This is a genomic window from Paenibacillus sp. MABNR03 (assembly GCF_050455445.1).
In the GTDB taxonomy this organism is placed as follows: domain Bacteria; phylum Bacillota; class Bacilli; order Paenibacillales; family Paenibacillaceae; genus Paenibacillus; species Paenibacillus xylanilyticus.
Genome location: NZ_JBCIYR010000004.1, coordinates 219,002 through 233,459, shown reverse-complemented (window position 1 = coordinate 233,459; position 14,458 = coordinate 219,002). Strand labels below are relative to the sequence as shown.

12 protein-coding genes are annotated in these 14,458 nt (G+C 48.8%); 4 read left to right on the top strand and 8 right to left on the bottom strand.

Annotated elements, in window-relative coordinates:
• Positions 1–8: 8 nt before the first annotated feature.
• Entirely contained in the window at positions 9–698 is a 690-nt protein-coding gene (locus AAIH57_RS20805; RefSeq protein WP_175396919.1) for an FHA domain-containing protein, read from the bottom strand.
• A 212-nt stretch (positions 699–910) separates the two neighbouring features.
• On the opposite strand from AAIH57_RS20805, the gene AAIH57_RS20800 reads away from it, so the two are divergent.
• Positions 911–1,066, top strand: coding sequence for a hypothetical protein (locus AAIH57_RS20800; protein ID WP_175396920.1), 156 nt, complete (start codon positions 911–913; stop codon positions 1,064–1,066).
• A gap of 199 nt (positions 1,067–1,265) precedes the next feature.
• Here the strand turns inward: AAIH57_RS20800 and AAIH57_RS20795 are convergent, their stop codons facing one another.
• Both AAIH57_RS20795 and AAIH57_RS20790 read right to left on the bottom strand, forming a co-directional pair.
• Positions 1,266–3,854: a DUF2339 domain-containing protein gene (locus AAIH57_RS20795; protein ID WP_430022856.1), complete on the bottom strand. Its 2,589-nt coding sequence runs from the start codon at positions 3,852–3,854 to the stop codon at positions 1,266–1,268.
• Positions 3,855–4,038: 184 nt separating this feature from the next.
• On the bottom strand, positions 4,039–5,079 hold the full coding sequence (locus AAIH57_RS20790; RefSeq protein ID WP_430022855.1) for an LCP family protein: 1,041 nt from the start codon (positions 5,077–5,079) through the stop codon (positions 4,039–4,041).
• 112 nt (positions 5,080–5,191) lie between these two features.
• Between AAIH57_RS20790 and AAIH57_RS20785 the strand changes: the two genes are divergently transcribed.
• On the top strand, positions 5,192–6,166 hold the full coding sequence (locus AAIH57_RS20785) for an aldo/keto reductase (protein ID WP_430022854.1): 975 nt from the start codon (positions 5,192–5,194) through the stop codon (positions 6,164–6,166).
• A gap of 133 nt (positions 6,167–6,299) precedes the next feature.
• On the opposite strand, the gene AAIH57_RS20780 is transcribed toward AAIH57_RS20785, so the two are convergent.
• From AAIH57_RS20780 to AAIH57_RS20770, 3 genes are all read right to left on the bottom strand, one after another.
• A complete protein-coding gene (locus tag AAIH57_RS20780; protein WP_175396923.1) occupies positions 6,300–6,755 on the bottom strand; it encodes a MarR family winged helix-turn-helix transcriptional regulator in 456 nt (151 codons plus the stop codon).
• Between the two features lie 81 nt (positions 6,756–6,836).
• Positions 6,837–7,514, bottom strand: coding sequence for a TIGR00266 family protein (locus AAIH57_RS20775; protein ID WP_430022853.1), 678 nt, complete (start codon positions 7,512–7,514; stop codon positions 6,837–6,839).
• Entirely contained in the window at positions 7,511–7,909 is a 399-nt protein-coding gene (locus AAIH57_RS20770) for a winged helix-turn-helix transcriptional regulator (RefSeq protein WP_175396925.1), read from the bottom strand. Before AAIH57_RS20770 ends, AAIH57_RS20775 begins: the two co-directional genes overlap by 4 nt.
• Positions 7,910–8,075: 166 nt before the next feature.
• On the opposite strand from AAIH57_RS20770, the gene AAIH57_RS20765 reads away from it, so the two are divergent.
• Complete coding sequence (locus AAIH57_RS20765; protein ID WP_430022852.1) at positions 8,076–9,263, top strand: MFS transporter; 1,188 nt, start codon at positions 8,076–8,078, stop codon at positions 9,261–9,263.
• A gap of 222 nt (positions 9,264–9,485) precedes the next feature.
• On the top strand, positions 9,486–10,331 hold the full coding sequence (locus tag AAIH57_RS20760) for an aldo/keto reductase (RefSeq protein ID WP_430022851.1): 846 nt from the start codon (positions 9,486–9,488) through the stop codon (positions 10,329–10,331).
• A gap of 155 nt (positions 10,332–10,486) precedes the next feature.
• Here the strand turns inward: AAIH57_RS20760 and AAIH57_RS20755 are convergent, their stop codons facing one another.
• Together AAIH57_RS20755 and AAIH57_RS20750 are read right to left on the bottom strand one after the other, a co-directional pair.
• Positions 10,487–12,586 (bottom strand): glycosyl hydrolase family 18 protein, encoded by a 2,100-nt coding sequence (locus AAIH57_RS20755; RefSeq protein WP_430022850.1) that lies wholly within the window; start codon positions 12,584–12,586, stop codon positions 10,487–10,489.
• A complete protein-coding gene (locus tag AAIH57_RS20750; protein ID WP_430022849.1) occupies positions 12,587–14,164 on the bottom strand; it encodes a chitinase in 1,578 nt (525 codons plus the stop codon). It lies immediately after the preceding gene.
• Between the last annotated feature and the right edge of the window lie 294 nt (positions 14,165–14,458).

Sequence of the window (14,458 nt, the reverse complement as noted above, 5' to 3'; positions counted from 1 at the left end):
CAGACTGTTTACATCATGCCACCCATTACGTTAGGCACATGAGACTTCATGTATACACCCTTTTTGTAGACGGATTTAATCGTAAAATGAACACCCAACTTGCGATTGGTCCGATAGATCAATGAATTAATCTCATCGATCCCTACCGAATCACTCTCCAGCATGCTTCGTTCAGGCCATACTTGGCCGACAATCTGCTCTCTCGTCACAAAATGATCCAATTGACTATACAGCAGCTTGAACAGCTGGAACTCCTTCTTCGACAGCGGGATTTCCACCTCGCCAATCTGTACGGTCTGCAGATGATCATGTACCCGGACGCCCTCGCCGAGCAGGTCGGATATACGGTATTCACGCGTTTCTTCGAGATCACCTTCCATGCGAAGCTGGATCAAGCCATTGACCATGGTCAGGCTGTCTCCTTCGCCAAACGGGTATTTCTCATAGGGAACGAGCCGCTGCCCGTTTAATTCGGTTCCATTTTTGCTATCCAGATCCTCAATCCACAGCTGATGCTGTGCATCATAATGAATGCGGCAGTGCCGCTTCGATATCAGCTGATTATACACGGACAAGTCCGATTCACCGCCACCCGTGTAACGTCCCACCGTTATGGAACGACCCAGGCTTACATAAGCAAATGAACCATCGCTTTCCTGCCCAGGTGTACGAATGACGATTTTTGCCGTCTCCCGCATGTTAATCTCCCACCTTCGAATTTCGCTCGATCTCTATGACTTGTTCATGAATAATGATAATTTCATCAGATTTGTTCCATTGTTTACATTCCTGACGATTTATATAGTGTATACAGGCATCGTTGTATGCTTTTCTCTACTATACCAGACGTTGTGCCTTTTTTCTCATAACGGTCTTCCATCCAGCTTAATCAACAAGAGAGGTATCTTACATGAACAAAAAGAACATTTTCATATATGTGCTGCTCGCCTTTGCCCTGTCCATTACACTAACCGTACTGTCACGAATGACGGATGAACCCGGAGAATCGCTGAACAGCACACCCGCTACCGAAACATCATGGTTGCATCTGAACACCCAGCCATAGGCTTATTCTATTATAACGCGGTCTATGTAAAAAACGTTTCACCAATGTCATAATCATCATGATTATAAAATAAGAGTCTCTGCTCGCCTATCGCGCAGACCCACATGAAGAAGCCCCTTGAACGCTGACAGCACAGCGGCAAGAGGCCTGTTTGGTTTCAATAGGAAAAAAGGGATTATTGCCTGGCATTTGTTTATATTCAGTACTTTTCTTCCTCTTCCTCAGACCGATCCGGCTCTTCCGCCCGCGATGTCTCTCTGGCCTGAACCTCCTCCATTCTGCTGGATACCTTCTGATACAGATAGGAAATGCCCAGCAACAACACACCGAAGCTAAAATAGGCGATAATTTTGCTGCCCGTTGTCAGCAGACTGACATCGTAGAACACCATTTTCCCCGTGGAGAACAACGTCAGGCCCAGTCCGAGACGACGAATCATGACGTACCTTCTGCGGAATCCATATGCGATGTACAGGATGGCGAGCAGCAGGTATACCAAACTGAACATCAGACCAATATCTCCCCACTGGAACTGCACTGTCAGAAAGACGGTGATGACACCCAGCAGATAAACGCCTGCAATGACGGGATACCACTCGACACTTTTGAACTGCCCGCGTATGCCTGCAATCAACAGATCTCTTCCCGCGAAGAATACACCGACATTAAAAATAATCAGAACCAGCAGTCCCACAATTTCTGCTGCCGAATGCTGCTGAGCTCCCGGCTCAAGTGCCGGCATGGATAACGTTACTGCCAGTGCAATACAGCAGCCTGCTGCATGCAGAAAGGTTGTGTAATACTGCACAATCCGGTCATAGAGTACTTTTGCTTTACTTAAGCCATACGCCAGTGCGATAGTCAGTGCAGCGAACATCAGCCATTTGTAGAACAAGTAAAGCAAGAACGTCCCTTCGACCGCACGGGTATACAGCTCATTCGATTCGTACAGAACGTACAACCACAGATTGCCGAGGGTAGCGTATTTGAATATATTCAGAGTGCCAAGTTCCAGCACACTGTGTTGAATCTTGGCTTTGGACAAAAACCCCCTGCCAACCATGGCATAATACAGGGTAATGAATAGGGCACCCAGCGTAATGCAGGAGTATTTTAGCATAAAATAAGACTGCTCTCCCACCATGTACAACACCAGCACATCATAATATACGAAGGTGAACACGCACAGAAGCACAACGCCCCATCCCGCACGTTCGACCGACCTGAACCCCTTCAAATGACCTAACATAACCAGCAGAATACCCTCGATGAGCCAGCCCATGGACAGCCACTTCGCCCCAAACTGGAACGGGATCATCAGAATGGCAAAGGTCAGGGATGTGATGTAGAACAAAAGCAGCGTTTGCTTCTCCTGAACCATATTGCGCTGTACCCATCGGGCAAGCCCAAAATAAACCAGGCAGAATATAAGCGCCAGCAAGCCTTGCGCGTCATCCCAGCCTTCGGCGTCAAAGAGCACATACAGCATCAGGCAGCTGATGCTTGTATTCATGGCCAGCAGGGCAAAGTCCCACCAGGTCAATTTCACCCGATGCTTGAATGGATACGCGAGGGTAATGCCCAGATACAGCGCAAACGTAACAACAGCATATCCCATGCCCACAACGTGGCTTGGCGAAAGCCACAAAAGGATTAACATGGACGGTGTATTGAACAGAAAACTGATGTAATGCACGATCGGCCAGCGTTTGCCGAAGGATATGAGTACAATAATGCCGTTAAGCAGCAGCAAATAAATCATGGCCACGTACACAGAATTTCCGCTAAGACCGAAGTAGGCCATATACGAGAACAGGGGCAGATAACCACCCACCAGACCCAGCGAGCAGATCGTCCTGGACTGATATCTTAGTGACAGCAGGACAGACACCGCCGAAACGAGCACAGATAGTCCAAGACCCGTATATAAACCGATAATATGGAGCAGAAAATAACTGTAGAAAATGGAGCCGAACAGAACGGAGATTCCGCCGCCAAGCAATCCCATTGCAAATGTCTGATGCTTGCGCCGAAACAGCCACTCTCCCCCGGCAAGCATCAGCACACCAAGCAGGAAGAAGGCGCCGCCTTTCATCTCATCATTGAACCAGGTAGAGTACGAATACTGGAATGCTGCGCCAACGCCGAGAATAATAAGCAGAATGGCAACCTTATTGATCCAGCTTAGTCCAATCTTCATCTCCATTCGGTTCTGGCGAATCCGGCGCTGAATGGTCTCTTCACTCAAGCCTTCCTCCGCCATATGCTCGTAGCCATGCTTCATCTGCTGACGTACCGCTTCTTCCCGTTCCCATAGCGTTTGTCGGTGTAATTCGATTCGTTCCTTTACCTCTGCAGCCAGATAAGCAATTCTCTCCTTAAACTCATCGGCATCTCCCTGAAGCTCTTCTGAAGCTTTGTTGAATAAGGCATTCATGTTTATTTTGGTACGATGTTCATGAGCTTCCAGCCGGTCATTATGTACACCCGTCTTTCCGCGAAAGTACGTCTCCATCTTCTCCTGTGATACCCGAATGAGGTTCAGTTTCTCATCCAGCATCTGTTCGGATAGAGCCATTCGAAGACGGGCATTCTCCTCCTCCATCTTGCGTGCACGCGTCTCCAGCTGATGCAGCTTCTGCTTATGAGCTTCAACCTGCTCATGAAGCTGTTCATTCTGCACGATCAGGTCATCGGACTGATAGTCCTGAAGCAGGGAATTATATTCTTTCACCAGCTGCCTCTGCTGTTCCTGAACCTGGCGAAGTCGATCTTTGAAGTCCTTCATAAGCTTCCTCCGTTGGTCGATGTTGATTTGTTTCCCTATATTTTACTATAGATATGCGATAAGATGAGCCAAAAGTTCGTTATATCCATTTATCCGCCTATATTTCATTACTACACAGCAAAAACCCCGGAAGCCATTCGCCTCTCGGGGTTTACATCAGAACTATTTTACAATCCGGACGGCTCTAAGCCGCTTCGTTCTCATTCGCTGACTCTGGCTCCATAATATCGGTAGCATCCGGATCCAGCCAATTGCTCAGCATGGTCCGCACATGCTGCAGATCGTCCTCCGACAGATCATAGTACCATGTGCCACTGCGGGTTGCGCCTTCACCCTTCAGCATGTAGTTGCTGATCGTTGGCGCGCTGTCTTTCATATATAAGGACTCGGCAAAGTTCACGATGAAATCCGAGCTCATATTCGTTGTAAAATTCGATCCGGCAATCTTGATGACGTCCGGGATCTTGGTCAGATTTTTGACCTCTAACGCACGATTCATGAATGCACTTAAGAAAATCCGGTGACGCATCGTCCGGTTAAAGTCGGAGTCCTCCCGGTATCTTACATAACCCAGCGCTTCTTCGCCGCTATAGATGGGTTTGTTCGCTTCCACAAACAGCTTCTCATGACTTTTGAGTTTGTTCTCAATATTTTTCTTAATCGGCAGTTCAACGCCGCCAACCGCATCAACAATATCCTTAAGTCCGTTAAAATTAATCGCGGCATAGAAGTCCACTTTGTTTCCCAGCAAATTCTCCACCGTATCCATTGCCATCTTGGCTTCGCCATGGGCATAGGCTGAATTAATCTTCGACTTCACATCCCGCCCGACAATCTCGGTATAGGAGTCTCGCGGAATGGACAGCAGCAGCACTTTATTGTCGTCCGGACGCACGACGGAATAGATCATTGTATCCGAACGGCTTGGTTCATTATCCCGTTGATCAATCCCCAGCAGCAGCAGCGAGAACGGAACGGTATGTTGCACTACAGGGGCTTCCGCATCCTGGTCTCCAACCGGCTTGTAGGAATCGTCCAGCGCTTCCTTCACCGTACCTGAGGCAAATAGTTCAAATGCCAGCAGGACAAGCTGTTTTTGGTAGACATATCCGAGTCCTCCCAGCACGATCAGTACACTAAGTGTAATGATTAGGGGTTTCTTCCATCTCTTCTTCGGTTTCTTCGGCTTCCGGCGGGTTAAATGTGCAGCACTGTTTTCCATCATGTCTCCTTTAATAACGGGTTCTTAGAATCATTTAACTATATTAATAACACGTTTTCAATAGATTACGTTATAATCTGCTATACAAGAACTGACACAGAGGGAGCGATGAAAAATGGAATATCGACGTTTGGGCAATAGTGGTTTGCGTGTATCTGCACTTGGACTCGGTACGAATGCCTTTGGCAAACGCGCGGATGACGAGGCTTCGACACGTATTATTCATGCAGCGCTGGATCAGGGAATCAACTTTATCGATACCGCCAACATCTACGCCGGAACCGAATCCGAACGCATTATTGGACAGGCCCTGCAGGGTCGGCGGGAAAACGTAGTGCTTGCCACCAAAGCCGGACTTCCCCGGCATGATGGTCCTCATGGGCGGGGTTCCTCCCGCTATCATTTGCAGCAAGAATTGGAACAGAGCCTCCGGCGTCTGCAGACGGATTACGTGGATCTGTATCAAATTCACACATTTGATCCGCATACTCCGCTGGAGGAAACCTTGCGAACACTGGATGACATGGTCTCCTCTGGTAAAGTTCGCTATATCGGCGCCTCCAACTATGCAGCCTGGGAACTCATGAAAGCTCTCGGCACCAGCGAATTGAAAGGGCATGTGCGCTATATTTCCACTCAAACCAGCTACTCCCTGGCAGACCGTACACCTGAGCTTGAACTTGTACCAATGTGCCTGGATCAGGGCGTCGGCATCATCCCGTATTTCCCGCTCGCAGGTGGCATTCTGACGGGCAAATATAACGGACAGAACGGCATACCTTCAGGTTCCCGAGCGGATACCGATCCATCCTTCAACCGGTTCCTGCTGGAGCATAATATCAGATTAGGCGAGCAGGTAAGCGAGAAAGCATCTGAATTCGGTTGCTCTCCAAGTGTTCTGTCGCTCGCATGGCTGCTGGCTCGTCCAGCCGTTTCAACGGTTATTGTTGGCGCCACGCGTACCGAGCAGCTTGAGCATAACCTGGCTAGTTTGAACCTGGAACTCACACATGACATGATCGCAGAGTTGGATCAACTTAGCGACTCGTTCCGTCATGGTGAGCCTTTTGCCTCGTATCGACTGAATTAAAAAAACCAATAAAAAACCTCCCGGCTCATGGTCTGGGAGGTTTTCAATATTGGTATGTAGCAGGCGTCAATTCATTTCACCTTGCTTCGCTAGGTATATCATTTTTATAAGCATGACAGCATGACTCAATTTATTATTCCGATTTATTTTTGATAAACTCTCGCATGATGTCCATATACTCTTCCTTACGATCACTTACCAGGTCAAAGAATTGTCTGTCGGCCTCTTCAACAAGCTGAATTCCCTGATTGGCCAGTTCCGTGCCTTCCGGCGTTGTGGTAATAATGTTCGCACGGGTATCGGTCCGGTGCCTACTGCGATGGATCAATCCCCGCTTTTCAAGCGCTCGAAGAACCTGGGAGGTCACATTCACATCCACGTTGGCAAAATGCGCAAGCTGAACCTGGGTAACGCCTTTCCCTTCTGTGTCCCTTTCATTCAGCCATAAGCAGCCATGCAAAAGTACAAATTGTGGCGGAGTTAGTCCCAATGGATCAAGCGCCCTGCGCACTTCTTTCTGCCACATCGTTGTGACCTGCCACAGCAGGTGTCCTGGACTTTCGTGTGCATTTTTATACTGTGAACTCATCTCGTTAATTCCTCCATCACTGTTGCCTTGAGACTTCTTTTATGCTTTGCACTCCAGAGAAAACAGAATGCTGTCTAATCGTTAACGTGAAGGGATGAATTGCTTCACCCATTGTCCGAACCCCTGCGGATTGCGGCTCTGGATCAGGACCGTGCCCTCACCTCTGAATCGGCATACCAGCCCTTCACCACTGGTTACACTGGATAACCACCCCTGCGATGCTTTTTCGATATGATACTCCATATATTTGGGCCAGGCAACCAAGTGCGCGTTATCTACTATTACTTCTTCTCCTGCTGCCAGATGAATGGCATGAATGGCACCGTAGGAGGACAGAAATACCGTGCCTTTCCCGCTGATCTCAATGATGAAGAAACCCTCTCCCGAAAAGAGTCCCTTTTTCAAATTCTGCATTTTGCTGTTCACCTGGATACCTTCTGTCCCGGCCAGAAATCCATCCTTTTGTACATAAAGCGAATAGGAACCATCCAATTCAACAGCTTCCACATCCCCCATGCTGGTAGGTGACAGCAAAATCTCTGCAGGCCCTCCTGCAGCGGTTAACTCCTGAAAAAAGAACTTCTCACCACTGATCATTCGTCCGAATCCGGCAAACATGCCGCCTTCTGCGGATCCTTTCAGCTGAACCGTTGGTGTCATGGAGACCATGGCACCACTCTCTGCCTTGAATCGTTCTCCACGCTGCAAACGAACCTTGAGCATGGCAAAAGCACCCTCATGCAATATCTCATAATTCATTGCTTGATCAGCTCCTTGTTCTCATCCGAATCAAAATGGTTTAATCCATTGTCCTCCAGCACGGCTGCTTTGTCCCCATACTCCTTCACGATATGCTGCTCTCCCCAATTGCATAGTGCATTAAGAATAGGTTCCAAACTTTGTCCATACTCACTCAGTTCATACTCTACCTTAGGTGGGACCTGGTTATAGACGATCCGATTCACGATACCGTCATCTTCAAGCTCACGCAGCTGCTGCGTCAACATCTTTTGGGTAATGGCGGGCATAATACGCTTAAGATCGCTGGTGCGTTTTTTGCCGTGCGTAAGATGACAGAGAATGACACACTTCCACTTGCCACCGATAACCTCAAGTGTAGCCTCGACCGAGATATTGTATTTTTTTCTGATCATAATATGCTTCCTCCCCTAATGGATTTGAATTGTAATCAAGCAAAGCTATATAGGCACCAAAAAGTACGTATGGTACTAAAAAGTACGTACTATTCATTTTATACCGAATAATTCATAATAGCATTTGCCGGTACGTAAATCTACATTCTGGGGAGTTGAGCAAGACATGTTACAAGATTCCAAACGCAGCACGTGGGCGCTGCTGGCGCTCGCCATCAGTGCGTTCGCCATCGGCACCACAGAATTCATCAGTGTTGGGCTGCTGCCCCTTATTGCGGGTGACCTGGGCATTTCCGTCACTACAGCGGGATTGACCGTTACTTTATATGCTTTGGGTGTGACATTCGGAGCGCCCATCCTGACCTCATTAACTTCAACCGTGTCACGCAAGACACTGTTGATGGCCATCATGGTGGTTTTCATTGCAGGTAACACGATGGCCGCACTATCCAGCGGCATTACATTGCTGCTGATAGCCCGAATCATTTCGGCACTGTCACACGGGGTATTTATGTCGATTGGTTCCACCATTGCGGCTGATCTTGTGCCTGCAAACCGCCGCGCCAGCGCGATTGCCATTATGTTCTCGGGGCTGACCATCGCCACCGTCACCGGGGTACCCCTCGGTACACTAATTGGTCAACACTTAGGCTGGCGCGCTGCCTTTATTCTCATCGTTGTCGTGGGCATCATTGCATTGATCGGGAATATGATACTCGTTCCTTCCACCCTGCAGCGTGGAACACGCACGGCATTCCGCGACCAGCTAAAGCTTGTAACGGGTGGACGACTGCTGCTTGCCTTTGCCATTACAGCTGTCGGATATGGAGGTACATTTGTTGTCTTTACCTACCTGTCCCCGCTTCTGCATGACATTAGCGGATATTCCGAGAAAACCGTAGCAGCCATTCTGCTGTTATACGGGATCGCCATTGCCATTGGTAACATTATCGGCGGCAAAGCGGCCAACCGTAATCCGCTGAAGGCACTATTCTATATGTTTATCGTTCAGACCATCATTCTGGGCATACTGTACTTTACCGTCCCATTCAAGCTCGCAGCATTACTCACCATTATCGGAATGGGTCTGCTGGCCTTCATGAATGTACCTGGTCTACAAATGTATGTCGTGACACTTGCCGAACGGTATGCTCCTCAGGCTAAAGATGTGGCATCTGCCTTCAATATCGCTGCCTTTAACGCAGGTATCGCCATAGGTGCATATTTGGGCGGGGTCATCACCGATTCCATTGGTTTGGTGCACACGACATGGGTCGGTGCAATCATGGTTCTTGCTGCTGTACTCCTTACGGGATGGGCAAGAGCATTAGAGCGCAGGTCGCCTGCTGCATAATGGTCTGAATAAAAACAGGAAAGTTCGAAACACTGCGTTTTCAGACTGCTCAGGTTCGTGGGTTCATAACCCTGGTTTAAGGGAACCGGTTTCACATGGTATTGTATTATACTATAGTACGTTGAGCCCTATTTAATCTACCCTGATTTAATTTTGCAGGATCAGATTAATGTTATTCGAGAATCACTAAACAAATTATGATATACACTAGGAGGACATCTCATGACAGCACAACATTTACAATCCACAGTCGCTCTGCATAACGGCGTTCAAATGCCTTGGTTTGGACTTGGCGTATTTAAGGTAGAAGAAGGTTCAGAATTAATAGAGGCAGTCAAAAAAGCGATCCAGCACGGCTACCGCAGCATTGATACTGCCGCAATATATGGCAATGAATCCGGTGTCGGACAAGCGATTGCCGAAGCATTGAAAGAGAACAACCTGAAACGCGAAGAATTGTTTGTGACGTCCAAAGTATGGAACGCAGATCTTGGATATGAAGAGACACTCGCGGCTTTTGATACTACACTGAACAAACTGGGATTGGAATATCTGGATCTGTATCTGATTCACTGGCCAAAAGCAGGCAAATACAAAGGTGCATGGAAAGCGATGGAGGAGCTGTACGAAGCAGGCCGAATCAAAGCCATTGGCGTTAGCAACTTCCAGATTCATCATCTTGAAGATCTAATGCAGGATGCAAAAGTGAAACCGATGGTTAACCAGGTGGAATATCACCCTCGTCTTACTCAGGTGGAGCTCAAAGCCTTCTGTGAAAAGCATGGCATTCAGCTTGAAGCATGGTCACCGCTGATGCAGGGTCAGCTGCTGGACAACCCGGTAATCACTGAGATTGCTTCGGCCAAAGGCAAATCCGTGGCACAAGTCATCCTGCGTTGGGATCTGCAGAACGGTGTCATTACCATTCCGAAATCCACCAAGGAAAATCGGATTGTGGAGAACTCCTCCATCTTCGACTTTGAATTGTCCAACGATGAGATGAATCGGATCAGCGCTCTCAATGAAGATGTTCGTGTGGGACCAGACCCGGATAACTTCGACTTCTAAAATGAAACACATATAAGCCTCCATACTCCTCGCCATATTGCGGGAGTGCGGAGGCTTTTTCTGATATGGACATATCATACTACTCTTATAGAGAAGCATAACCACAAAGAGGCCACTCCTGTGGCCGGGAGTGGCCTCTGCAATCACCTATTTAACTATTGAAGCTGCCACAAAGCGGCAACATTGGAAGGTTCCCACCCCGGTAAGGAGGTATGGGACTGCAAACATTTATACGTCTTGCCGTTATACGTCACCAGCTGCCCTACCGTGTAGGCCGTATTAGCCTGCCAGGCGGAAACGCCGGGATTCGTCGTACTGGCAGCAGTTTTCACGGTCAGAGCACTGCTTGCAGCAGACACATTACCCGCAGCATCCTTTGCTTTCACCGTAAATGTATACGAGGTATCGGCCGCGAGCCCGCTAATTGCTGCCGTCGTTCCGTTGACAGTTGTCGCGAGCACCGATCCGTTGTACACCTCATACGCCGTTACACCAACATTGTCAGTGGATGCCGTCCAGCTAAGCGTTATGCTGGAGGAGGTTTGCCCCGTCGAGACAAGGTTCGTTGGCGCAGTTGGTGCCTGCGTATCTCCTCCTGGCTGAGCTGTAGTGCTTACGGTTACGCTATTACTGGCTGCAGACAGATTACCTGCCGCATCCTTTGCTTTTACGGTAAAGGTATAGGAAGTGCCCACTGCAAGTCCATTGATGGTTGCGGTCGTTCCGGTAACGGAAGTCGCAAGATTAGCGCCATTGTAGACGTTATAACCGGTAACGCCAACGTTATCCGTCGAAGCGTTCCAGGCCAAGGTTACCGAGCTTGCCGTCACTCCTGTAGAGCGGGCATTGCCCGGTATGCTCGGTGCTGTCTTATCTGCGGGTGGAGTTGTGCCCCCGGTAGACAGATCCGATTTCAGCTTGTTTTGCAATGTCTTGTTGCGGTCACCGCTGAGCTCCCAGAACATCGCCCCGCCAAGTCCCATGCTCTTGATATAAGCAGTCTTATGCCCGATGGACTCCGCATCATCATAGCTGATAAAACGCTTGTTGGAGGCATTATAGAGATATGGCACTTTGGCTGTATCGTTCCAGTAACGCGTATACCCGTTTTTGTTAATGTAATTGGCCTCCAAGTCATAGAAGTCAAAGGAACCTGCTTCCCAAGTCCCTATGGAAGAACCACCCGAGCACGTCTGGTACTGGCCGTTATTGGCCTGTGCGCATCCATCCCAGCCGCGGCCGTAAAATGGAACCCCCAGCACCAGCTTGGCGGCCGGTACGCCTGCATTCAGATGGCCTTGTGCTCCGGCAGTCACGTTAAAGGTATCCACGTCCGGTATTCCGGCGTTTGCAGCTGCAGGGTCGGCATTCAAAGGTGCATTGTGTGCGCTGATTTTCTGCCAAGCCCCGTTAAAATCATATGTCATGATGTTAATCCAATCGACAATGGAGGCGATATTCGCAAGCTCCGTATTGGCAGCATAGGTTGGAGATGCTCCACTGGCAATCGTAAGCAGGTACTCTTTGCCGTCAACGGCTTCTGCCGCATCCAGCTTTTCGCGGATTTTGCTTAGGAGCAGGGTATAGTTCTGCTTATCTTCAGGACGTTTACTGTTACCGTCGAGCCCGCCTGATACCGGGTATTCCCAGTCGAGATCCACCCCGTCAAAGTTGTATTTCCGCAGGAAATCAACGGCAGAGTTCGCAAAGACCTCACGGGTTGCTGCTGTCGCGGCTACATCGGAGAAGCGGTTGGACCACGTCCATCCTCCAACGGAGATGATCGTTTTCAAATTTGGATTGATCTGTTTCAGCTTGTTAAGCTGATTGATATTCCCTGCATAGGGCTGATCCCATGTGTCGCCTGCAAATTGTTTGCCTGTATCAATCCATGGATCGCCAAGCACAATCGTTCCGTTCGGCACATTGATCGGCTGGCTTTTCTCATCCTGGCAGCTCCAGGTCACGGGATTGGGTCCTGAGGGATCCGGATTCCCATGAATCCCGTTCCAGCAAATATCGGCAAAGGCATAGTTGATATGCGTCACTTTGCTGGGATCAATATCGGTTACATTGTAGCTTCTTCCGTACGCAGCCCAGGCAGGATAGTAACCGACAATTTTATAACCATCTGCGGCTTCAGCCGTTCGTGATTGGAGCGTAAATGAAGGGATTATGACAGATAAGAGCAGGGACAGACCGAGGAAAAACTTTGCAGTTTTCTTAAAAACAGCGTGTGCAGTTATATTTGGCATTTAGTATACAGCCTCCTTTGTCATTTGCGTGCTAAAACCATTCAGGAAGGAACGATGGGCGTTCGAGAACTGATTGTTTGTATACGCATCCCAGTTAATGGACCAGGTCATAATGCCCTTAAGGTCCGGATAACCTGCTGGCTGGCGCAGGGTATAGGAGCCGCCGTATGATACACCTTGGATCAGATAATTTAAAGCCTTCTGAAGCTCGGCTGGTGTTGTATATCCTCCTCCTGCCGCCTGCTGGGATGCCGGTACACCAATCGCAATCTGATCCGGACGCAAAGGGCCAAAGAATGAATTGGCGTTTCCGCCTACATTAAAGCCTTGAAGCAGCATCTCGGCCATGGCAACATGGAAATCTGCTGTTCCTTGAGCATAGGAGCGTCCATCAAGTCCTACCATGGAACCACTGTTATAGTGCTGTACGTGGAGTAAAGTCAGATCATTACGCAAGGCATGAATAACGGGAAGGTATGCTCCCCAAGGACCGCCATAAGACAAATAACCACCCTGAACATAAGCCGTCTCCGGTGCAGCCGTCAGAATGAAATCGTCTCCGAAATGCGACTTGACTGCCTTCACACCCTGAATAAGATTAACGATCTTGGGTGTTGTCGGATTACGGAAGTCGGTATCCCCCGCATTCAGAGACAGGGAGCTTCCTTCAAGGTCGATATCCAGGCCGTTGAAGCCGTAAGTCGAAATGATGGATTTCAATGACTCCTCGAACTGCTGCTTCTTGCCTGCATCCGTGAGCTCAATCGTGCCGTTTGCTCCTCCCATGGAAAGCAGCACTTTTTTTCCCTGGCTCTGAAGGTAGGCAATATCTGATTTGAATTCAGCTACTGTGGCGTTATAGGGAGTAAATGCAAGGGTGCCGCTTCCGGGTGAAACCGGTTCGGCAAAGGAGACATTAATAATGTCGTACGCTGTGGACACGTTGCGAAGTCTAAGATTGGTAGAGCCATTGTCGAAGTTGTGCCAGTAGCCAATTAGCCATTTGCTGCCGATTGGCCCCGGATTAGGAGCTCCGGTGGAAGTCGTTACGCTGAGGGTATTGCTTACAGCGGACACATTGCCTGCAGCATCTTTTGCTTTTACTGTAAAAGCATACGTAGTGCCGCTCGTCAGCCCGCTTATTGCAGTCGTTGTAACTGTGGTGCTCGCCACGAGAGCACCGTTTCGGTACACATCGTATCCGGTTACCCCCACATTATCCGTGGATGCATTCCAGGTAAGCCGGACCGAGGTCTCGGTAACAGAGGATGAGGTTAAGCCTGCAGGGGCCGAAGGTGGGGTTGTATCCGGACCTGGCGTCTCTCCTCCTTCGCCGGGGCCATCCCCTACATATGTCCACAGTGCAAGGACTTGAGGAGGCTCCCATCCGGTCAAAGCCGTATGGGACTGAATGCATTCATACGTTTTGTTTTGATATGTTACTAGGTCTCCCTTCTTGTATGCGGTACCTGCCTGCCACTCGGCGGCGGCGTCTGCTCTCGGTGCAAACCACGAAATGATCAGAAGAAATGCCAAAGCGATTATGATAACCGGGCGGAATCGAACAGCTTGATTCAAGCAAAATCCCTCCTGTATTCAGCTTGTTTTCACCTTCCAAAAGCTTCACGGGTGCACTTACATGTGATCTGCGACGATAAGAGCCTGAACCAATAATCTATATATACGTTTTTGCTCACCCCTCTCTCTTGGCATCGGACCTTCCCTTGGCTCGTGTTTTTAGAATATGACATCCAGATTTTACAGGGAATTTACAGATCCTCATCTGTATTTAATCAGTAAAATGCAAATGAGATAAGGGATAAATTATGCTTTTGGGGGGCGAAAAATTTAACATGACGCAAAAAAAGGCCG